Origin of the sequence: Hymenobacter terrenus (assembly GCF_000972495.1) — a bacterium.
Taxonomy (GTDB): domain Bacteria; phylum Bacteroidota; class Bacteroidia; order Cytophagales; family Hymenobacteraceae; genus Hymenobacter; species Hymenobacter terrenus.
The window spans coordinates 196,308-218,023 of the sequence record NZ_LATM01000003.1 but is presented as its reverse complement, the minus strand read 5'-3'; the positions used below and the strand labels follow the sequence as shown (position 1 = coordinate 218,023).

Annotated in this window: 17 protein-coding genes; 1 reads left to right on the top strand and 16 read right to left on the bottom strand. The window is 59.8% G+C overall.

Going from position 1 to position 21,716, the window contains the following annotated elements; translation table 11 throughout:
* Positions 1 to 119: 119 nt before the first annotated feature.
* From WX88_RS07490 to WX88_RS27350, 16 genes are all read right to left on the bottom strand, one after another.
* Entirely contained in the window at positions 120 to 545 is a 426-nt protein-coding gene (locus WX88_RS07490; protein ID WP_046243699.1) for a hypothetical protein, read from the bottom strand.
* A 337-nt stretch (positions 546 to 882) separates the two neighbouring features.
* On the bottom strand, positions 883 to 2,055 hold the full coding sequence (locus tag WX88_RS07485; protein WP_052732454.1) for an AIR synthase-related protein: 1,173 nt from the start codon (positions 2,053 to 2,055) through the stop codon (positions 883 to 885).
* 243 nt (positions 2,056 to 2,298) lie between these two features.
* Complete coding sequence (gene purF / locus WX88_RS07480) at positions 2,299 to 3,801, bottom strand: amidophosphoribosyltransferase (RefSeq protein WP_046243698.1); 1,503 nt, start codon at positions 3,799 to 3,801, stop codon at positions 2,299 to 2,301.
* A 140-nt stretch (positions 3,802 to 3,941) separates the two neighbouring features.
* Positions 3,942 to 4,622, bottom strand: a complete 681-nt coding sequence (purN, locus tag WX88_RS07475) for a phosphoribosylglycinamide formyltransferase (protein ID WP_082115909.1) — start codon at positions 4,620 to 4,622, stop codon at positions 3,942 to 3,944.
* Between the two features lie 16 nt (positions 4,623 to 4,638).
* Complete coding sequence (gene purD, locus WX88_RS07470; RefSeq protein WP_156175994.1) at positions 4,639 to 5,928, bottom strand: phosphoribosylamine--glycine ligase; 1,290 nt, start codon at positions 5,926 to 5,928, stop codon at positions 4,639 to 4,641.
* Positions 5,925 to 6,461, bottom strand: a complete 537-nt coding sequence (locus WX88_RS07465) for a GNAT family N-acetyltransferase (protein WP_046243697.1) — start codon at positions 6,459 to 6,461, stop codon at positions 5,925 to 5,927. The genes purD and WX88_RS07465 overlap by 4 nt, the downstream gene beginning before the upstream one ends.
* 106 nt (positions 6,462 to 6,567) lie before the next feature.
* The gene (locus WX88_RS07460; protein ID WP_046243696.1) at positions 6,568 to 6,951 is read right to left on the bottom strand and encodes a nuclear transport factor 2 family protein; all 384 of its coding nucleotides are present in this window, start codon (positions 6,949 to 6,951) and stop codon (positions 6,568 to 6,570) included.
* Positions 6,952 to 6,969: 18 nt separating this feature from the next.
* Complete coding sequence (locus WX88_RS07455; RefSeq protein WP_072052959.1) at positions 6,970 to 8,346, bottom strand: phosphoribosylaminoimidazolesuccinocarboxamide synthase; 1,377 nt, start codon at positions 8,344 to 8,346, stop codon at positions 6,970 to 6,972.
* A 38-nt stretch (positions 8,347 to 8,384) separates the two neighbouring features.
* The gene (locus WX88_RS28645; RefSeq protein WP_072052958.1) at positions 8,385 to 9,938 is read right to left on the bottom strand and encodes a phosphoribosylformylglycinamidine synthase subunit PurQ; all 1,554 of its coding nucleotides are present in this window, start codon (positions 9,936 to 9,938) and stop codon (positions 8,385 to 8,387) included.
* Entirely contained in the window at positions 9,938 to 12,994 is a 3,057-nt protein-coding gene (locus WX88_RS07445) for an AIR synthase-related protein (RefSeq protein ID WP_046243695.1), read from the bottom strand. The genes WX88_RS28645 and WX88_RS07445 overlap by 1 nt, the downstream gene beginning before the upstream one ends.
* A gap of 139 nt (positions 12,995 to 13,133) precedes the next feature.
* On the bottom strand, positions 13,134 to 13,760 hold the full coding sequence (gene pyrE / locus WX88_RS07440; RefSeq protein WP_082115907.1) for an orotate phosphoribosyltransferase: 627 nt from the start codon (positions 13,758 to 13,760) through the stop codon (positions 13,134 to 13,136).
* A gap of 51 nt (positions 13,761 to 13,811) precedes the next feature.
* Positions 13,812 to 14,591, bottom strand: coding sequence for an orotidine-5'-phosphate decarboxylase (gene pyrF / locus WX88_RS07435; protein WP_046243694.1), 780 nt, complete (start codon positions 14,589 to 14,591; stop codon positions 13,812 to 13,814).
* Between the two features lie 42 nt (positions 14,592 to 14,633).
* Positions 14,634 to 15,482, bottom strand: coding sequence for a dihydroorotate dehydrogenase (locus tag WX88_RS07430; protein WP_046243693.1), 849 nt, complete (start codon positions 15,480 to 15,482; stop codon positions 14,634 to 14,636).
* A 180-nt stretch (positions 15,483 to 15,662) separates the two neighbouring features.
* Complete coding sequence (locus WX88_RS07425) at positions 15,663 to 16,055, bottom strand: amino acid--tRNA ligase-related protein (protein WP_197076704.1); 393 nt, start codon at positions 16,053 to 16,055, stop codon at positions 15,663 to 15,665.
* A 586-nt stretch (positions 16,056 to 16,641) separates the two neighbouring features.
* Complete coding sequence (locus WX88_RS07420) at positions 16,642 to 17,526, bottom strand: DNA/RNA non-specific endonuclease (RefSeq protein ID WP_046243691.1); 885 nt, start codon at positions 17,524 to 17,526, stop codon at positions 16,642 to 16,644.
* 181 nt (positions 17,527 to 17,707) lie between these two features.
* Positions 17,708 to 19,951: a T9SS type A sorting domain-containing protein gene (locus tag WX88_RS27350; RefSeq protein ID WP_052732453.1), complete on the bottom strand. Its 2,244-nt coding sequence runs from the start codon at positions 19,949 to 19,951 to the stop codon at positions 17,708 to 17,710.
* Positions 19,952 to 20,315: 364 nt separating this feature from the next.
* On the opposite strand from WX88_RS27350, the gene WX88_RS07410 reads away from it, so the two are divergent.
* A complete protein-coding gene (locus WX88_RS07410) occupies positions 20,316 to 21,674 on the top strand; it encodes a sigma-54-dependent transcriptional regulator (RefSeq protein WP_046243690.1) in 1,359 nt (452 codons plus the stop codon).
* Positions 21,675 to 21,716 lie beyond the last annotated feature (42 nt).

Here is a 21,716-nt window from a genome sequence, read left to right as displayed (position 1 = left end):
GCCGCCACGCGGCTTTGCGGTTCTTTCCCTCAAGACTTCTACATGCCTGCCGCCCTACCGGGCACGACTGCGCTGCGGCTACGCCGGAATTCAAACTGAATAGCGCCAATACCAAGCGCTCAGGTCGTGGGGCGGGCCGGCACCGCCTCGCACCGGCCCACGGCCAGCAGCCACTCCTCGCCCCAGCGGGTGAGGCGGAAGGTGCGGCGCGGGCCCTCGTAGGCCCAGCGGAGCAGACCGACGCGCACCAGGCCGGTGTGGGCGTGGCTGCCCGCCACCCGCTCGATGCCAGCGGCCGTGGCCAGATCGGCGGCGGTTTGCGCTTCGTGTTCGAAGAAGCGGTACAGCATCCGGGCCTGGGAGAGGCGGCCGCGGTAGTTGCGGCCGGGCACCAGCGGCGCCAGCGCGGCCAAGAGGCGCAGCAGCACCTGCTCGGGCGCGAAGGGGTTCACGTTGGGCAGCACGGGCGGCAGGTCGCGCCGGGCAATGCGGTTGGCGAGGCCATCAAGCAGCGGCTCAATGGTGGCGTTGGGGGGCGGGGGCATGGGCAAAAGCTTCGGGAGGACCAGTACTGCGCCAGCACCCCGCTACCAACCCAAGTCTTGGTACTGAAAAGCGGCCCGGCAACTCCCTAAATGTACGCTATTGTAGCGTAACACCCAGTGGCTTTATCTATTTAAAGCCTTGCTGTATGGTACCACCACACGGCTGTCGCTATTTTCTACCTGAATGCACACCATCCGCTTGCGGCTAGTCTATCAATACGCAGCGATGTATGCAATTACCCCGCGACTGGGCTATTTAAACACCTTTTTGTATAGTAGCCGCGTGCGGTTGTTCATAAACCACGCCTCTCTGTATCGTATCCGGCTACGGAGGGCCTTACGCGTAGCGCAATTCCCCCGCGCCCACCCGCAGTGTCACGCCGCTTTCGGCGGTGAGGTGGCCTGCCACTTGCGCATCGTAGCCGCTGGTTTGCAGCGAGGCCACCACGGCAGCGGCAGAAGCCTCTTCCGTCACGATGAGCATGCCGGTGCCCATGTTCCAGTAGAGGTAAGCCGTTTCGGCGCTGATGTTGCCGATTTCGCAGAGGCGGTGCATGGCCGGCAGGGGCTCAAACAAGTTGTCGAGCACCGCGCCGAGACCGTTTTTGAGCACGCGCTGGAAGTTGTCGGCCAAGCCACCGCCGGTGATGTGCGCCACGCCGTGGAGCGGCAACCCCGCGTCGAGCAGGGCCGCCACCCCGGGCGCGTAGATGAGCGAAGGCGCGAGCATGGCCTCGCCCCACGTCTGGGGAGTTGGAAGTTTTGAGTTAAGAGGTAGGAGTTGCTCGCTATCGGGTTGCTCATTTTCAACTCCTAACTCATAACTCTTAACTCCTAACTCCCCGAAGGGGGCGTCGTGCCAGTTGTCGCCGAACACGCGTTGCAGGGTTTTGCGGGCCAGGGAGTAGCCGTTGGAGCGGAACGAGGGCGAGCGCAGGGCCACTACCACGTGGCCGGCCTGGGCGGTTTTGCCGCTCAGGGGCTGGGCCAGGCTGGGGTGCAGCACCCCAATGGCCGTGGAGCACCAGTTGAAGTTCATTTTGGCGCCCGGCCAGCCGCCGATGCGGTTGCCCAGCTCGGCGATTTCGCCGCCCGTGATGGCCAGCTGGGCGAAGTTGGCGGCGTCGTGTAGGCCGCGCATCATCTCATCCACCACGTCGTAGTCGAGGTGGTTCACGTCGATGATGTTGGAGATATTGGTGGGCACGAAACCAGCGGCGATGAGGTCATCGGCCGTCATGGCAATGAGGTCGTAGCCGAGGGTATCGTACTTGTTCAGCCGCTCGGCCACTTCAATCTTGGTCCCGATGCCGTCGGAGCTGATGCCGAGGCGCTCCTGGCCGAAACGGATTTCGTTGGAGAAGCCGCCGTCTAAGTCCTGGGCGGGCTCGCCGGGCTTGCCGGTGCGGTTGGCGAAGGTTTTTTTCGACCAGCCGTAGGCGTTGCGGGAAGCGGCATTGCCTTCTTCGATGGAGTAGCCGGCGGGGTGGTTGGAAGTGGAAGCGGACATGGATAGTGAAACGACAACTCCCCTCCTCAGACGAGGAGGGGATGTTCGCGCGTCAGCGCGAACGGGGGTGGTTGAATTCGTTGAACGACTTGCGTTGGGTTCGTGAGATTGGGCGGGCGGTTGTCGTTGGCGGCGCCGACCTTCGGCTCAATGCCCGAAACCACCCCCGTTCGCGCCTCGTCGGCGCTCACCTACCCTCCTTGGTAAGGAGGGGAGCTGCTGTTCTGCCCTCCCCTACTCCCTTTAATGCTCCGTTGGCTCGGGTGCCTTGGCACTCACGGAGAGGTTTTTCTTGCCTTTTTCGGGGCGGTGGCTGGCGCGCTCTTCCTGCACGTGGCGCAGGTAGTGGGTCACGTCGCCGGTGGGGTACTTGCCCGAGAAACAGGCGAAGCAGCTACCGCCGTGGCCTTTTTCTTCCGAAAAAAGCTGCTGCAAGTCTTCCAGGTCCTGGTAAATCACGCGGTCGGCTTCGATGTAGCGGCAGATTTCATCTTCCGAATAATTGGCCGCGATAAGCTCGGTGCTCATGGCCATGTCGATGCCGTAGATGCAGGGCGACACGATGGGCGGCGCGCTGGAAATGAAGTACACTTCGGTAGCGCCCGCATCGCGCAGCAGCCGCACGATGCGCCGCGACGTGGTGCCGCGCACAATGCTGTCATCGACCACGGCCACCTTTTTGCCCTGAACGAACTCGCGGATGGGGTTGAGCTTCTTCTTCACCACGTCTTCGCGCCCGGCCTGGGTGGCCACGATGAAGGAGCGGCCCATGTGGTTGTTTTTCACCAGCGCCCGGCGGTAGGGCACGCCAATGGCCTCGGCCAGCCCCGAGGCGGCGAAGTAGCCCGACGAGGGCACGTCAATCACCATATCGGGCTTCAGGCCGGCATCGGCCACCTTGCGGGCCAGGCGCTTGCCGAGGCGCACCCGCTCGCGGGCCACCAGCCGGCCGTGAATGATGGAGTCTTCGCGGGCAAAATAGATTTGCTCGAACGCGCAGAAAGCCTTGGGCAGCGCGTAGGGGTTTTTGTAGTGGACGTTGTAGTTGTTGTCAATAAACACCGCCTGACCGGGGCCCACGTTCTCCATGAACTCGAAGCCCAGGAAGTCAAAGCACGTGCTTTCCGAGGCGAAGGCGTACATGGGCCCGGCGGCGGTATCGCGCCGGCCCAGCACCAGCGGCCGGATGCCCAGCGGGTCGGTGAAGGCCAGCAGGCCGTGCCCGGCAATGAGCGTGACGGTGGCGTAGGCGCCCTTCACCAGCTCCTGGGTGGTTTCCACGGCGTCGAAAATATCGACGACGGAGAGGTTGTCCAGGTTTTTCACGCGCAGCTCCGAGGCGAAGGTGTACATGATAAGCTCCAGGTCGTTGGTGGTTTTGGGCAGCACGTGGTACTTCTCGTGCAGGCGCTTGGCCGCCTCGCGGAAGTTGATGACGTTGCCATTGTGCACCATAGCCAGGCCGAAGGGGTAGCTGGTAGTAAAAGGCTGCGCCAGGTCCGAATCGTTGGCCCCCTGCGTGGTGTAGCGCACGTGGCCAATGCCGCTGTTGCCCTTCAGCTTCTTCAGGTGCTTGGGTTTGAAGACGTCATTTACCAGCCCCTGCCCCTTATGAAGGTGAAACGACAAGCCGTCGAACGTGGCGATACCGGCCGCGTCCTGCCCCCGGTGCTGGAGAGCGGTGAGGCCCACCACCATGTCGGCAACCACATCGTCGGGGCCGTGAAAACCTACTATTCCACACATATCAATTGGAGTTTTTTCTTGTCAATTAAGAACGTCATGTCGAGCGCAGCCGAGACATCTCGCGTGCAGTAGTAATTCAATTGTTGCAATGATGCGAGCGAGATGCCTCGGCGGCGCTCGACATAACAGGCCATTTGCTTCTAGACGGGGTGTTTGCTTCTAATTAAATCCGCGAGGGTTTGGGCGTAAAGACGATGCTCAACGGCCAGCCCGCGGCGCTCTACTTCGGCCAGGGTGTCGGCCCCGCGCAGGTCCACTACTTGCTGGGCCAGTATGGGCCCGGTGTCGAGGCCCTCGTCAACCACATGCACGGTGATTTTGGTTTCCGTCAGCTTATTATCAAAGGCCCACTCGTAGGCGTGCAGGCCCTGGTGCTGGTGGGTATCGGCCGGATGGATGTTGAGGATACGCCCCGCAAACGGCTGAATGAAAGCCGGGGAAAGAATTCGCATGTAGCCGGCCAGCACCACAAAATCGGGCTGATACTGCTGGAGCAGCGCCGCCGCCTCGGCATCGAACGCCTCGCGCTTGCGGCCCTGGCTGGGCAGCGACGCCACCGAGCAGCCGTGGGCAGCCGCAAGCTCCAGCCCCGGCGCATCGGGCTTGTTGCTGAATACCACGGCTACTTCGGCCAAGTCTTGCAGCATGCCGGTTTGGGTGGCCTGCACCAGCGCCAGCATGTTGGAGCCCCGGCCCGAGAGCAGGATGGCCAGGCGGGCTTTGCGGCCCCCTAGCCTCCCCTCCGGCCCTGCCGGGTGCGCCCCCTCCCCGGCGGAGAGAGAAGCCTGACGATTTTGCGCTTGCGGGACGGCGTTGTTCATGGTTGGGTTTGCAGCTTCAATTTACAACGCGGGCGGTTAGCACGGGCGCCGGGCGCTGGGCGATGTCGGGGCGGAAGTAGGCATCCTGAAACGTGACCTGGGCGCAGGCTTCGTAGGCCCGGGCCGTGGCCGTTTGCAGGTCGGGGCCCTGCGCGGTGAGCACGAGCACCCGGCCGCCGTTGGTCACGAGCTGGCCATCGGCGGCGCGGCGGGTGGCCCCGTGGTAGGCGCGCACGTCGGCCGGCAGGTTATCGAGGCCCGTTATGGGGAAGCCGGTCGGGAATTTCGCCGCCGGGTACCCGCCCGAAGCCAGCACCACGCCCACGTAGGCGCCGGGCCGCTGTCGCACGGTTTGGGTGGCCAGCGTGCCGTCCAAGACGGCTTCAATCAGGTCGAGCAGGCTGCTTTCCAGAGCCGGCAGCAGCACCTCCGCCTCGGGGTCGCCGAGGCGCACGTTGTACTCCAGCAGCTTGGGTCCCGTGGGCGTGAGCATGATGCCAAAATACAGGAAACCGCGAAAGGAAAATTGCTCGCGCTGCAATCCTTGCAGCGTCGGGTCCACGATGTCGCGGCGAATGGCGGCCAGCACGTTATCGTCGGCAAAGGGCACCGGGCAGTAGGCGCCCATGCCGCCGGTGTTGGGGCCCTGGTCGCCGGCCAGCAGCTGCTTGTGGTCCTGCGAGGTGGCCAGCAGCTTGATTTCGCGGCCATCGGTGAGGCCGATGATGCTGATTTCGGGCCCAGTCAGCTTCTCTTCAAGCAGGAAGGAAAACCAGCCCATAAACTGCGTTTGCAGCTCATTCAGGGCCGCCTCGGCTTCTTCCAATGACGAGCACACGTACACGCCCTTGCCGGCGGCGAGGCCGTCGTACTTCACCACCACGTGCCCGCCCAGCTCAGCAGCCTTGCCGCGGGCCGCCGCAATGTCGTCGCTCCGAAACTGCCAGGCCTGGGCCGTGGCCACGCCGTGGCGGCGCATGAACTCCTTGCTCCACACCTTGGAGCTTTCGAGCCGGGCCGCGGCACGGGTGGGACCAAACACCTTGATATCGGAACCGGTAAAGAAGTCGGTGATGCCAGCCGCCAGCGGGGCCTCGGGGCCCACCACTATCAGCTTAGCATTATGCGCCTGCGCAAAGGCTTTCACCGCCTCAAAATCCAGCGGATTCACGTCGGGGTGGCTATTGGGGATGCCGGCGTTGCCGGGCAGCACGTGCACCGTGGCCCCGTCGCGGGTCAGCTTTTCGGCCAGGGCGTGCTCACGCGCGCCAGAACCGAGGAGGAGAATGGTAGGGATTTCGTTCACAGGGAAAGGATACTAGCGGCCACCGGCCGGGTCAGTATCATAAAACGTTGATGTAGGTACTGGTCGTTGACCCGCAGATGATTTTCCAAAAAGCCAAATTCTTTAAAACCCAGCCGCTCATATAGGCTGTTCGCCGCCACATTCCCCGCGATGACTCCCAACTGGATTTGCTCCAGGGAGGGGTCCTTAAACGCTTCGGCGATGGTGGCTAGCAGCAGCTGGCGCCCGAGGCCCTGGCCGGCGTAAGCGGGCCGGACATATACCTGAACCAACTCGCCACGATGGCTGGTTTTCGCGCGGCTTTCCCGGAGGAATCCGCAAATGCCCACGAGGGTTTCCCCGTCGAAAACACCCATCATGAATTCACTATCCGACTGCGCTTCGATGCGACCTTCGAAGTGTAACTCGGGCTTCTCCCGCTCCTCCTCGTAAGACGAGCCGAAGCTGGCTGGAAACTCCCGCAGGCAGTCGAGCCGCACCTGGCGGTACGACGGACGGTCGGCGGGCTGAAGCTTGCGGATGATGAGGCTCATGTTGAGTTTAATGACGGCTCGTTTACAACGCCAGCAGTTCCTCGGCGGCGCGCAGTTGAGGAGGATTTAGGTGCTAGTCAGGAGGACTGAGCAGAACTTGAGGGACTTAACTTCTGTCTTCGATGAAAATAATCTGCCCGTCGGCAAACCGAAAAATGGACTGCCCCGACAGGCGCAACGAGTCGCCCTTTTTCAAGCCATTGGGGAAGTCTAGGGCAGCAATGGCCGAGTAGTCAATCGTTGCCTCCACTTGGTCGTTGTCTACTTTCCATTCGGTCACGCGTTGTTCCCGCTGGGAAAAATACTGCGTGGCTTGTTCCGCCTGCTGGCGGAAACTGGCTTTGCCTGAGGTGGCCAAATTTACTTCACCGTTCGCCACGTTGCGAAACTCCACGTCCTTGTGCAACGGCACCAACATACCCTCTACATCAAATTGGTTGTAGGCTTCGATGTATCTCTCAACAAGTTGCCGGTAATTTGCAGTTTTCATGTCTTTTATGTTGCCGAATTACAGCGCCCGCAGCTCCTCGTCGGCGGCGCGCAGCTTGGCCGTGGTGGCTTTGATATCCTGGCTCAGCCGCTCGCGCAGGCGAGCAATGTTCAGGGCGCGCAGGGCCGCCTGGGCCGCATTATCGGGCTGCACCACCGTCAGGTTGGGAGTACCGCTGGGCATGATGACTGACGAATTGAGGTTCATGGCCAACTCGGCGTAGTCCTTCCACGGCGGGCAGCTGATGACGGGCACGTTTACGTTGGCCGCCAGCGCCCCGCCCAGGCCGTTCGACAGACCCGCTACGGCGATGATGACGCCGGGCTCGATGCTGTTGTTCCAGATTTCAGCCATGTCGGCTATCCCCTCACCGTTTTTATAGGCCGAGGTAACGCGCAGCTGGGTGAAAACGCCATATCCCTCGAAGTGCTGGCGGATTTTCTCGCAGTGCTCCTTGTCGGCGGGCGAACTCATCACGATGTTTACCCAGGCGTCCTTCACCAGTCCCGACTGCACGAGGTTGGCCAGCAAGCGGGCGCGGGCATCCTGGCGGCCCGTGTGGGGCGCGTCGGCAGCTTCGGTTTCGACCGTAGACAGGGCCTGGCCGGTAATGCGCTGGTAAATATCGAGGTAGCGGCGGCTGGCTTCCTGAGCTACTTCCGGCGTGAGGGCGCGGGGATACTGGCCGTCCTTTTTGTTGGCAATAAGCCACTGGCGGACGTACTCCTTGTCCATCTGCTCGGCCGTTTCGGGGTTCTGCGCATAATCCTCGGCCGACCAGAACCGGGACGAATCCGGCGTGTGTATCTCATCAATGAGAATCAACTTCCCATCGAGCAAGCCAAACTCGTACTTGGTATCCACCAGAATAATGCCCTTATCCGCAAGCAACTGCGCGCCCACGGCAAACAGCATCTGCGCCTTCACGGCCATCTGGTCATACAGCTCCTTGGTCACCCAGCCCTCGCTCACCAGGTTATTGGGCGTGATTTCGCGGTCAGACTCCTCCTTGGTCGTCGGCGTAACAATCGCCTGCGGAAACGGCTGGTTTTTGGTAAGCCCATCGGGCACCGTCACCCCCGAAAACGTGCGCTGCCCGGCCTGATATCCGCGCCACATCGACCCAGTCAGGTACTGGCGCACAACCATTTCCACCTTGATGGGCTCGGCTTCCTTCACCAGCATGGCGTTGGCATCCACGAGCTTGATAACGTGGTTGGGAATGATATCCTGGGTCTTGTCAAACCAGAAATTAGCCAAGCCATTCAGCACCGCCCCTTTGTGCGGAATAGCCGTTTCCAGCACCGAATCGAACGCGGAAAGACGGTCGGTGACGATGATGAGGCGGTCGCCGCTGGGTGCACGCAGGCTGTCGCGAACTTTGCCGCGGTGCAATAGGGGAAGTTGGGGAGAAGCGAATTGGGTCAGTGTGTTCACGCGGCTTGTTCAACAAATGCCTCACCCCCCCGGCCCCCCTTTCCTTCAGAGAGGGAGGAGCCTGGAGATTGGGGCGCTGTGGTTAGGTTGGGTTTTAGTTTGAGGCGGATTTCTTGCGTAATAGTGGCTAATACTGCCGCTGGCTGGGTGAGAATCTCGTGGTTGCTGAATCGCAGGAGATGATACCCCAAAGCTTGCAGGTCGTGGGTACGCCCTTGGTCGTACTCGGCTTGCTCAGGCTCGTGGTGGACACCACCATCTGCTTCGATGATTAGCCCTGCTTCTAAGCAGATGAAATCGACAATGTAATGCTCAATGGCGTGTTGACGACGGAATTTATAGCCTTCCAGTTTTCGGCCTCGTAGTTCCTGCCACAGCTTTTCTTCTGCTTCGGTCGGTTGCTTGCGCATGTGCTGCCCAAACCCCTTTATCTGCCGATGCCAGCCCCGCTTATCCGCTGTCAGGTGCAGCGGCAGGGCTGCATTACCATAACCAGCGGCGGGCTCTTCTACCCCATCAGCAATACCATCAACAGCATCATCACCATCCGTCCTACTTACAGAATTCTCCAGGCTCCCCCCTCTCTGAAGGAGAGGGGGGCCGGGGGGGTGAGGCAACTGCGACTGCGCAATGTGCTCCACGATATTCTTGAAAATCCGCAAGCCCTCCCCTTCCTCATTGGTCTGCCCAGCCCGCCGCCGCCGCGCCCAGTCCGGGTGGTTGTAAGCTGACAGAAATGCCTCGGGGTGCGGCATGAGGCCAAAAACCTGCCCGGTAGGGTCCGTCAGGCCCGCGCAGTTCAGGGCTGCGCCATTAGGGTTGAAGGGGTACACGTCGGTGCCGTCGCCGTTGGCATCGAGGTAGCTCAGGCAATTGAGGCCCGCGGATTCGATGCGCTGCTGAATGGCGGCATCGGGAATCACGAGGCGGCCTTCGCCGTGGCGCACGGGCACTTCGAGCGTGTCGATGCCCTTCAGGAAAGGTGTTTGGGCCCGTGTATTTACGCGGAGCGTTACCCAGCGGTCTTCGTAGCGGCCGCTGGCGTTGTGGGTCAGGGTCACTTCGGGTGTCACGTCGCCGCTCAGGTTGGGCAGCAGGCCCAGCTTCACCAGCACCTGAAAACCGTTGCAAATACCGAGGACAAACTTACCGTCGGCGATGAACTGCTTGATGTCGTCGAGCAGGGTGCGGCCGTTGGCACCGGTCTGGCGGTAGCGCAGCTTATTAGCCAGCACCACGCCCGAGCCGAGGTCATCGCCAAAGGAAAAGCCGCCCGGGAAATTCAGCGTGTCGAAATCGTGAATGCTCACCTGCCCGTGTAGCACCTGGTTGAGATGCACGATGGTGGCTTCAGCCCCCGCCAGCCGGTAGGCCGCGGCCACTTCTTCTTCGCAGTTAATGCCAAAGCCTGTCAGAATCAGGGCACGCACCGAGCCCTGCGTCGCCGCACCTTGAGTTTGTGCTTCCGATTGAACTTTATGTGCTACCTGATTGGGTTCTTGTACCATTTCAAAAGTGTTTTGGGCCAAGGGAAAGGATTCTTGTGCCATTACAGGGAGTTTGAATGGCTTTGGGAAGCCATCGAACCAACGCCCAACAGCTGATTTACAGGGCCATTCGTCCAAATACTCCGTAGTACATCGCTGTCGGCAGAAATTACCGGCTGGCCACCGTAGCGCACCACCAATCGCCGCTCCTTGGTAACCACACCGAGCCGAGTGGCGCGGTGGCCGAGCAGCTGCTCAAAAGCCACCACATCTTCCGGCGCCACGGTGGCTAGGAAGCGCGAATGTGACTCCGAAAACAACTGCACCAGAACCGCCGGGCCCGTTTCCGGCAAATCCATCTCAGCACCAAAGCCGTAGCCGAACGTGCATTCGGCCAGTGCCACGGCCAAGCCACCATCACTCAAGTCGTGGCAAGACTGGATGAGACCTTGCTCGTTAGCCGTGCCGACGAGGATATATAGCTCCTTGGCTTGCTCGAAACGGACCTGGGGCACATTGGCGCCCACCTCGCCGTGCAAGGCGTAGAACTCGGAGCCGCCCAGCTCGTTGTAGGTTTCGCCGAGCAGGTACACCACGTCATCGGCCTGCTTGAAGTCGCTGGTGACGGCGCGGCGCACGTCTTCCATCTTGGCCGTCATGGAATAAAGCACGGTTGGCGGCACCGAAATCTTCACGCCATCGGCCTTAAAGTCGTTTTTCATGCTGTCTTTCCCACTGGTGAGCGGGATGCAGTAAGCAGCGGTGGCGTCGCGCAGGGCTTCGCACATGCGCACCAGCTTGGCCAGCTTCTGTTTGCCGTCGGGGTTGCTGACAGGGTCGTACACTGAATCGGGCACGCAGAAATTGTCGTTCACCGACCAGAAAATGCCATCGCCGGGCGTCAAATTAGGTAGCTTCCCTCCCACCGCGATAATCTGCCGCACAGCCTCATCAAACGCGCCGGCCGACATGTGGTAAGCATCCAAATCGCCGTAGCGCGGAATGATGCCGTTGCTCACCGCCACGCCTTCCCAGCTTTCAAAATTGAAGCGCACCACGGCTGCATCCTGCGGCGCCTGGCCCGTCGCGCCCATCAGAGGCTTTACAATGGTGCGGCCCTTCACTTCGTGGTCGTACTGGCGAATGACCGACTCGCGCGAGCAAATATTGAGGCTGCCCAGCAGCTGGCCGAGCGTGGCGGTGTAGTCGGGGGATGAAGCGGCAATCACCGGCTCCGTGAGCACCGGTTGTGTCCACTCCGCTTCCAAGACTTTGCGTGGCACGCCCTCGTGCAAAAACCCCATATTCAGCCGCGCCACCGGCGCGCCATCGAAGCGTACGTCCAGGAAACCATCGGCGGTGAAATGGCCGATATCGGTCAACTCCACTTCCATTTCCTGGCCCAACGCCAGCAGTTCGGCCATTTTACCCGGCTCCACCACCAGCGTAAACCGCTCCTGCGACTCACTAACGAAAATCTCCCACGGCCGCAGGCCGGGGTATTTCAGCGGCACGCGCTCCAGTTCCACCACCGCGCCACCGCTGATGCCCGCCAGCTCGCCCACGGAGGACGAGAGGCCGCCCGCGCCGTTGTCGGTGCTGCATTTCAGCAGGCCACGGCGTGAGGCCAGCATCAGGAAATCCATGGCCAGCTTTTGGGTGATAGGCGAGCCAATTTGCACGGCCGTGGCCGGGGCCGTTTCGTCTAGTTCAATCGAAGAGAACGTAGCCCCGTGGATGCCGTCTTTGCCCACCCGGCCACCAGCCATGATGATGCGGTCGCCGGCGTCAATCTTCTTTTCCCAACTGTCGAGGCCGGCGAACTGCATGGGCATTACCGCGCCGGTACCGCAGTACACCAGCGGCTTGCCAGCATACCGGTCATCGAATACGATAGCGCCGTTCACGGTCGGCACGCCCGACTTGTTACCGCCATCCTCAATGCCCTTGCGCACGCCTTCCAGAATGCGGCGCGGGTGTAGCTGCCCGGTCAGCAGCGGCCCGTCGTACTGCGGGTTGCCAAAGCACAGCACGTTGGTATTAAATAGCAGCTGCGCGCCGCCAATACCGGTTGCCAACGGGTCGCGGTTATTCCCCAAAATGCCCGTGATGGCCCCGCCGTAGGGGTCGATGGCCGAGGGTGAATTGTGCGTTTCCACCTTCCATACAAAGAGCGAATCGGCGTTGATACGCACGGCGCCGGCATTGTCGGAAAACACCTTCACCAACCAGTCGTTGCCATTGGCGCGCAATTGGCGGTCTACTTCGGCAGTGGCATTTTTGATGTAGGTTTTGAAGAGCGAATCAACCTGCTTTTCCTCACCCGTCGCTACGTCTTTGTACTTAATCAGGGCCGAAAATTCCTTGTGCTTGCAGTGCTCCGACCACGTTTGGGCGATGATTTCCAACTCGCAGTCCGTAGGGTCGACAGGCAGACCAGCGGCTTGGCGTTCGGCCTGGGTTTCGGGGGCCGCGAAGTAGTTGCGCACGGCCCGCATCTCCTCCAAATTCAGCGCGTAGATGTTTTCCTTCGATAGTTGCAGCAGCTCCGCGTCGCTGCGGCCAGTCAGTGAAATGACTTGCGTAATGGCTTCAGCGCCACCGCCGGGGCGCGGCGTGTAGTCACGGATGCCATCGGCCACGCGGCCCACTTCCAGCCAGTTGATGAGCTTGTTGCCAAGCAGCTCTTCGGCAATGCGACGCAGGTCCGTATCCGGCAGGTCGTCTTCAAACAAATACAGGCGCTTGCTGAAAATGTGCTGGGTATGCGTATCCAGCGGCTCGTTCAGCAGGTCGGCGAGAGCATTTTGAGCGGAGGTGCCTTCGTCGTCGGTCACGCCGGGCCGGCGGGCCACCAAAATATAGGTTGCGAAGCCTTCCGCAGCCGTTAGCTCGTTCAGGCGCACGTCGTGCAGCACTGGGTCGGCCAGGCAGCGAGTGGCGAAGCTACGCAGCTGTACTTCGGTGAGCGGGTAGCGCACCGTGTAGAGGGCGGCGCTGCGCACGCGGCCAGTGGCCAGGCCCAGATGGCGGGCGGCGGCTTCGGCTACACGCTGGCCGTCGCCGTCGTGCTGGCCGGGTTTCAGCGTGAGCTGGATGGTGTGGGTGGTATCAGACATTGAGGAATCAGAACGTCATGCAGAGCGCAGCGAAGCATCTCGCCGGTGATAGTAATCCAATCGTTCAAACATCATTAGTAGTAGTGGCAAGCGAGATGCTTCGCTGCGCTCTGCATGACGTTCTTCATTAACTCTCCAATCAAAATGCTTTCTCCGGCCGGCTGCCGGGTTTCACCACCGGCACACCGGCGGCACACAAGGGGCAGCTTTCGGGGGCAAAGGTGGCAGCTTGCACCGAAAGCAGCGCAAAATGTGGGAAATCCAGCCCACCCTTGCCGCCGGTCCGGTCAATCAGCGACGCCACGGCCAGCACTTCCGCGCCTAGCTCGCGCAGCACTTTTGCTACTTCCAGAGTGCTCTTGCCAGTCGTTACTACGTCTTCGGCAATGATGACTTTTTCGCCCGGCGCTATGTTGAAACCGCGGCGCAGCGTCATCTGACCATCGGCATCGCGCTCCGTAAAAATGCCGGGCACGCCCAGCTGACGGGCCAGCTCGTAGCCAATCACCACGCCGCCCATGGCCGGGCCAACTACCACATCAACTTGCAGGCCAGCAGCCTGAATTTGAGCGGCCAACGCGGCGGCAGCTGGCGCCGCCAATTCGGGACGGCGCAGGAAACGAGCGCACTGCACATACGTATCCGAGTGCAGGCCCGACGACAGCCGGAAGTGCCCGCTCAGCAGCGCGTCTTCCCGCCGCAGCTGCTGCTCCAGCGAGCCGGCCTCAAGCACAGTGACAGAATTGGTTTCGGGAGATAGAGTCATTATTTGCAGAAGATTACTATGCAAAAAGCCGCGGTGAAGCGGCTTTTTTGTTCAGGCGTGGGCTGGGCTCGTCACCGCCCGAAATTGGTTAATTTGTTCCATCAACTCGCGGGCGGCGGCTCCCGCGTCATTGGCTTGCCAAATGCTGCGCGAGGCGTTTATCAGCACCCCGCTGCCATCGGAGCGCAGGCCGGCTTGCAGCGTGGCCGCCAGGTCGCCACCCTGCGCCCCGATGCCCGGCACCAAAAACCACTGGCTGGGGCAAGCGGCCCGCACGTTGGCCAGCGCCGCCGGCTCGGTGGCGCCTACCACCAAACCGATGGTAGATTCGATTAGCTCCTCGTCTAGCAGCCGGGCGATGCGGGCAGCGGCGTCACTAAGCACGCCGCCACGGGTCAGGGCCTCGTCTTGCAGGCCGTGTTGGGGTTTGTTCGAGGTTTTGGCCAGGGAAAACACCAGCTTGCCAGGCCGGGCGAAGGGCCGGATGGCGTCGTCGCCCATATACGGGTTCACGGTCACGGCATCGGCCCCGATTACATCGTAGGCAAAGCGGGCGTAGTGCTCGGCCGTATTAGCGATGTCGCCAAACTTGCCATCCAGAATTACGGGAATGTCGGCTGGGATGCTGCGCACCGTTTGCTGAAGCAGTGCCACTCCGTTTTCCCGGCTCAGAAAGAACGCTAGGTTGGGTTTGAAAGCCGCCGCATAGGTGGCAGTTTCGGCAATTACTTCGCGCAGCCGCTGCGCCGTTGAGGCATCGTCGCCCGTGGGGTCTAAGCCCACACAGAGCAGAGAATTAGCGGTTTGAACGCGAGTGAGGAGCTTTTGCATCGGAACGTTGGCCAGGGAAGATGAAGGGAAAAACGTAACGGCTTACCGGGCCACGGGAGCCTTGTGAGCAACCTCAGCGGCCAGCCGCGCCGAGAGGCCCGGCGAGAGCCATTCGCCACTGGCCACTTGCACAGCGTGGGCGCCTACCCGCAGATAGTCTTCCACGTCGCGGAACGTAAAAATGCCGCCTGTTCCGAAAATTGGCAGGTGCAGCTTTTCATCATTGGCCAGCTCCCAAACGCAACGCAGAGCCAACGGCCGTAGCGCCTCGCCCGAGAGGCCACCTACCAGCGGCGCGTCGTTGGGGTTCGCAGGCAGGTGCAGCACCTTTAGAGTATTCGTAGCGGCCAACGCCGTAGCGCCGCCCTCCTGCGCACCCAGAGCCAAGCCCCGAATGTGGTCGGGCCACGGTGGCAGCTTCACAATCACGGCAGCATCGTCGCGTAGCTCGGTGCGCACGGCTTCGGTGGCTTCCCGTACGAAGCGGGCTGTCACATCGGGGCCGGCCCCCGAATGCGGCGAGGTGATGTACACTTCCAGCCCGGCTAGCTGCTCACCAGCCTCGCGTTGCAGGTAGCGCGCAATCTTACGGAAGCCCGGCACACCCGGTGCTGTGATGCTCACGAACACCGGCACTCCAAAGCGGCGCAGCCGCGGCAGGTGCTCCTGCACCAGCAGTTCGGCGCCCTCAATGCGCAGGTCGGTGCGATTGAGCAGGGTTTGGTCAGCCACTTGCAGAATGCCTTCGTCACCGGGCAGCCCCGCCCGGGGCTCCATGGTTACCGTTTTGGTGAAAATCGCACCTAGCTGCTCGTAACCGGAGCCTTCGAGCTCCCAGGGAGCCGTGGCCAAGCACACGGAATTTTGTAACGTAATGGCGCCGAGTTTCATAGTCAAATAGGGCTGTCAATTAATAGTCGTTGGCTGTTGGCTTCCCCTTCGAAAAGTCAACAGCCAATACTTGATTTATGAGCCAAACATCGACGAGTGTCCATGTGGCTGGAGTCTTGTCAATAAAGCTAATAGCTAGCTGCTATCGGCCGACAGAAAGGTTAGATTACGTTTTCGCGGTTAATCAGGAAGGGCACGCACTCGCGGATATTCGGTCTGGCCGAGGATGAACTGAGCCACGCGGGCCATGCCCACGCCAGCACCCAAGTGCAGCTTCACGTCGTGCTGCTCATGGAAGTTCAGGTACCACTCAGAGTATTCTATTTTCATACCCTGACGGATGAGGCCGGCCAGCATCGAATTGGTTTCCAACTTGTGATGCAGCTTAGCTCCGTCGAACTCGCGCTCAGCCGAACCAGTTGATTTGCCGGACAACGGCAGCAACAAGTCGGACGAGTTCACTACGCGAGGGTCGTCGTCGTTGTTGCGCACGTTAATCACCGCCATCCGCTTGGGGTCGGTGCTCAGGTTGCAGTTGCTGGCGGTTGCCGAGGCGAGGGTAGCTGCAGCCACGGTTGGAGAAAGGGTGTTAAAGTCCATCAGGAAAATGGCTGATTTAGTGAATGCGTGGCTTTAACAGCAGCTAGATAGGTATCTCGACAAACCCGACGGGCATAAAAAAACCGTTTCGGAATCCGAAACGGCAGCGGGGCAATAACCAGAAAAAACAGAAAAACCAACGGGGGCCAAGACCTTCTGGTCTCGCTGCGGAACGGCGTGGTTGAGCGTTCCGCACTTCATCAATTGGAATTGGGGGTGAAGCACGATGCAAAATTACGAAATGATTACGCCGCGCAATTCATCGGTAATGTTAAATTTTTGTTGGGCCTTTTTCCAAAAAAATATTCAACAATTATTTTCTGCGATTGCAAAGAAATAGCCAGCATTTTTTGAGTCAAATGATTGGAAATCTCTTTTTAAGCCCGCACCAGCAGTTGCGTTACGTTTGCTTTTTGCTGTAACTTTGACTCTTTATTTCGCCACAATCCGCACGTTTTTTAGTGCGCCAATTATCAGGCAATTAAAAGCCCGTGACCCTTCCTGCGGAGTCACGGGCTTTTGTCTTCTCACGGCACGGGTACTGCTGCCGCCGCCTTATTTAGCTCGTGGGGCCGTTGTCGACGCGCGATTCGATAGTCTCCTGCACTGTATTCGGCACGGCCGAAAGAATATCATAGCCCGTGGCCGACTCAATGGCGTCGACGCTGGTGCGGTAGCTGCCCCAGGCCGTACCAATGGCGTTGGTATTGGGCATGTCCACGGCGATAACGCGGGTAGCAGCGGTTACGCGGCTGGCGTCATCGGAACCTTCCGGCAGCACCACCATCACCTTCCAGCAGTTACTAGGCACGGTGATGCGGCCACTGCTGATGGTGGTAGCAAAACCGTTGGCGCCGGTGCCACCGCGGCCGTAGCTTCCAGCAATGATGTACACTTCATAGCCCTCGTCCACTAGAGTGCGGCCATATGTTTCGAGCCCGGCCCAGGTTCTCTGGTTGTTAGTGGATGCCTGCGGCATCATGTTAGTCATGAGAAACGTGGCCGAATTATCAGCCGTCGAGCTGGTGCGGTCGGCCGAAGGGCACACGTGCCCGCGGTCGAAGCCCGAGCCGCTGTAGCTGGTGCTGCCCGCGCGGTACCAGCCGCTGGGCAGGGTAGCATCAGCGGCAAAATTATTCTGGCGGCTGGTGCTGCCCAGCCAAGCGTTGCCCAGGTGCCAGCTCACCCAGTTCGGTTTGCCCTTATCGCGGCTGTACGAAAGGGTGTACTGGGTTTTGGTCATCAGGTAGTTGTTGGGCGAGTTATCAGCGTCAGTCACGGCGCCGCTGGGGTTACCTAGGGCTAGGTTGCTGTCGCGGCTGGCATCCTGGCTTACCCCAGCAGTGGTAGGACTAGCTGGGGTAGTCAGCTCTTCTTTCGAGCAGGCAGTGGCAAGAGCCGCGAACAACGCCAGGCTGCTGATTCGGAAAAAAACGTACTTCATGTAAATGATGGCAAAAAGAAAATAGTGGAAAGGGACCACAAAATTCCTTGCCTCACGTTGCCCCATTACTATTGCAGTGTTACGGCTATGTTGGGCTACCTGCGCTAAGCCTTGTCAGTATTGAAAATAAAAGCCCCGCTGGCACTACCAGCGAGGCTTTTATTTTCAATACTGACAAGGCTTAGCGCCCACCTACTACCAACCGCTGGGTGGTTAACGACTGGCCTGCCGCATCGCGCAGTACTACATGGTAGAGGCCTGGGGTCAGTGCGGGCAAGGCTAAGTTAGCAGTGGCTCCCGTCACCGGCAGCTGGCTTACTAGCTGGCCCAGTTGGGAATAGGTCTGCACCGTGCCGCCCGTGGTGGGCAAGTTAGTGAAGTGCACCATCACGGCTTGGGCATCGGGAGCAGGGTTGGGGTACAGCTCCAGCTGCGGAGCCACCGCCTCCTGCTTGCCGACGGCTAAGGATATCACCTGCGAAAAGACCTGCTTACCGTCCAAATCTACCTGCCGCAGACGATAATACAGCATAGATACGCCTTGAGCGCTGGCTTCCGCGTCGCGCAGTTTGTAATTTAAAGGGCTGCTGCTATTGCCCGCCGCATTCACCTGGCCGACCGACCGGAAGGTTGCGTCGCCGCCAGTGGAGCGCTCCACCAAGAAGTAGCTGCTGTTTTTCTCCGAGGCGGTATTCCAGCTCAGTTCGGCCGCGCCGTTGGTCCACCGACCCTTGAAGGCCGTTAGCTCCACTGGCAGCGGGGTGATGTTGGCGAATTGAGCCCCGGCAAAGTTGTCGGCAAAGGCTTGGTATACGCTAAGGTTGAGCGCCGCCCCTAGTACCCCGGTAACGCTGAGTTGCACCGACGCGAAATCCTGGGTGGTAAGGAAGGATACTTCCTGCTTGCCATCGGGCAGGAGGTTCAGCCCCAGCAACGACGCCCCCGAAGCGCTTTCGAGGAGGTTGCCGCTGGCATCGTACGTGGTCAGCGTCAGGTTTTGGAGCACCCCGGCATCAACTAAGCCTTGGTTGTTGCTGATGACCATTCCGGCACGGTAGCCGGCTACGCCCACATTGCCTCCGCCAGCGCCGTTGAGGTCCAGCTTCAGTTCAACATTGGACAGAACCCCAACGGGTACGTTTAGCACGGCTTTGGTGGAGGCGTCGTTGTCGGCTGCTCCGGCAGCATTGGTGATGCTGCAGGCCGCGCATACCCCTGCATTCACATTCACTGAATACTTGCTAGGGGCAGTGGTCATACCGAAGTTCGATAGAATGCGCGTGGTTCCCTGAAAAGCAGTTGGCTCGACGCCGAAGCCGTAGTAGATTTTCAAATTATCGAGTACCGACAACGTTCCTAACCGCTCAATCCGCACTTCATCGAAAGCCTGGGTGGTAGGAAAGCTCACCTGCGACTGACCATCGGGCAGCAGCTTCAGGTCCAGCAGGCCTTGGCCGGTGGCTGATTCCTGCGGCACCCCATTGCGGTACGTAGTGAGGCGAATGCCCGAAAGCGCGTTCAAATCGAGCACACCAGCCCCGCCTACTACAAAGCCAGCGTAGTAGCCCGCCGGAGCCGTCCGCATTCCTTCCAGCTTCACGGCCAGAGCGGCTGGGCAAGCAACTGTAGCCGTGCTGGCAAAAGAGGCATAATCAGTCATGTCGCTGCTCACGGCGTTGCCGGGGGCCAAGACGCCCGTGTTTAGGCAGGCACTGACAATGCCAGGAGTGGGCGAAACACCCGCCCGGTAATACGAATCCAGAGCCGTGCCCGAACCGGCAAACCGCGATGCCAGCCCCCGCACCGGCCGCTTCACCAGCGCCGGCACTACATAAGCATAATATACTTTGAGCTTGTACGAAACGCCGGCCAGGCCGCCTACTTCAATGTCGATGCGGTCGAAGTTCTGCCCTGCTATAAACTCCAGTTGCGTGGGCCGTTCATTGTTGAGCAGGATATCACGAGCCACCTCGGCCGATACTATCTTCGCTTCTCTTAGCAGACCGCCACTGTAAGTACGCAGTGTGATAGCGCCCAAGGCGTTTATGTTCAACGCATTGCCGAGCGTATTAAAAGTACCTACCAGTACTCCGGCCCGGTCGCCGGCTTTCCCCCCAGTGGTGGTGTTGAGGCCCAACTGCAGTCGCATGACCGATGCAACCGAAAGGCCACTGTTGACGATGGCGTAGTTCTTCAAATCGCTATCTGCTGCTCGCTCGGGGTACCGAATACCCGACTCCGTCAAAATAATTCCGGCGAAGGATGTGTAAGAATAGGGGTTAGGTGTATATACTTGGCCATTGTTAGAATAAATAGGGGCTGCTCCGGCATGCCCGATGCCTAACGATAAAATGATAGCCCCCACCAACAAGGTCCTGAACTGGGCAAACAAATACGAGACGGAAGGAGAGGTAAACACTTGCATGATATAATAAATTTTATTTAACTCCTTGGCAACATGCCATTATATTCACTGCAATTCCGCGGCCATATCTGTTCCACTTTACTGGTTGGCTTAGAATCAGCCACATACATTTTCGGGCTCCTCTTCTTCTTTCCCAAATTTGGATTTTATTCCTAAAACGAGAATTACAATTAAAACTAAACGCAATCCTCTTATGCCTAAGCCCCGTATATGCCTCATTTTGCTAATGTTTTTGTTCCGAGGACATATTGTGGCGTATTTTTGCAATATAATTTTTCCAATGACGCAAATAACTCATTGTTTTACTTATACATTAGCTTATTACAATCCTGCGTAGCGAAGCCCTTCATCTGACCTCTTTCTTATGAACTTACCTCTACCCTTCAAGATTTTCGTGGTTGAAGACAACGAATGGTATGGCGAGCTACTCGTGCACCGATTGGGCCAAAACCCCAACCACAGTGTGCACCGATTTACTACGGCCCGTGCCTGCCTCGACCAACTGGGCGAACAGCCCGACTTTATTACCTTGGACTACTCGCTACCCGATGCCAAAGGCGAGCAAGTGCTACGCCAGATTAAGGAACGGCTTCCCGGTACAGAAGTAATCGTCATATCAGGCCAAGAAGACGTGGGGACGGCCGTGAGCATGCTGCGGCAGGGAGCCTACGATTATCTGGTAAAAGACGAAAACACCCTCGACCGGCTTTGGAACATCGTGGGCAAAGTGGCGCAGCAAGTGTCACTGCGCCGCGAAAACACGCAGCTGCGCCAGCACATTGGGGCCCGCTTCGGGCCTGGGCAGGCCATTCTGGGCGAGCACGCGTCGGTACAACTCGTGCATTCTCTCATCACGAAGGCGGCGCGCACTACTATCACGGTGAGCGTGAGTGGCGAAACAGGCACTGGCAAAGAGCTGGTGGCCAAAGCTATTCACTTCCAGTCAAGCCGGGCGGCCCAGCCGTTTGTGGCCGTGAACATGGCCGCTATTCCACGCGAGCTGGTAGAAAGCGAGCTGTTTGGGCACGAGAAGGGTGCTTTTACGGGCGCTGTAGCCCGCCGCGTGGGCCGCCTGGAAGAAGCCAACGGTGGCACCCTGTTCCTGGACGAAATAGCCGACCTCGACCTCAGCCTGCAAGCTAAGCTGCTGCGCGTGCTGCAAGAGCGGGAAGTAACCCGCGTGGGCGGCAGCCAGGCAGTGGGCTTCGATGTACGCCTGATTGTAGCCACGCACCGCGACCTGCTGGCCGAAGTACAGGCTGGCCGCTTCCGAGAGGACCTATACTACCGCCTGCTGGGCTTGCCAATTGTGTTGCCGCCGCTGCGGCAGCGCGGGACCGACATCCTGCTGCTGGCCGAAGCCTTCATACGCGAGTTTTGCCTGCTCAACAACCTGCCCCCGCGAATACTGACCGACTGCGCTCGTACCCGGCTGATGGAACACCCTTTTCCCGGCAACGTGCGCGAGCTGAAGGCGGTGGTAGAGCTGGCCACCGTGCTAGCCGACGGCGAGCAGATTGAAGCCAATGACTTGCCCCTGCGCCCCGGCCGCGCCACGATAGGCGCCGGCAGCCAGCTTTCGCTGCGCGACCAGACCACGGCCATTGTGCAGAATTGCCTGGACGAAATGAACGGCGACGTGCTGGCCGTCGCGGCCAAGCTGCGCATTGGCAAGTCGACCATTTACCGGATGATACAGCAGCAGGAACTACGCGTGAGCTAAGCACAACCATTGCCTCACCGCCTTACCTTTAGCTCGAATCGT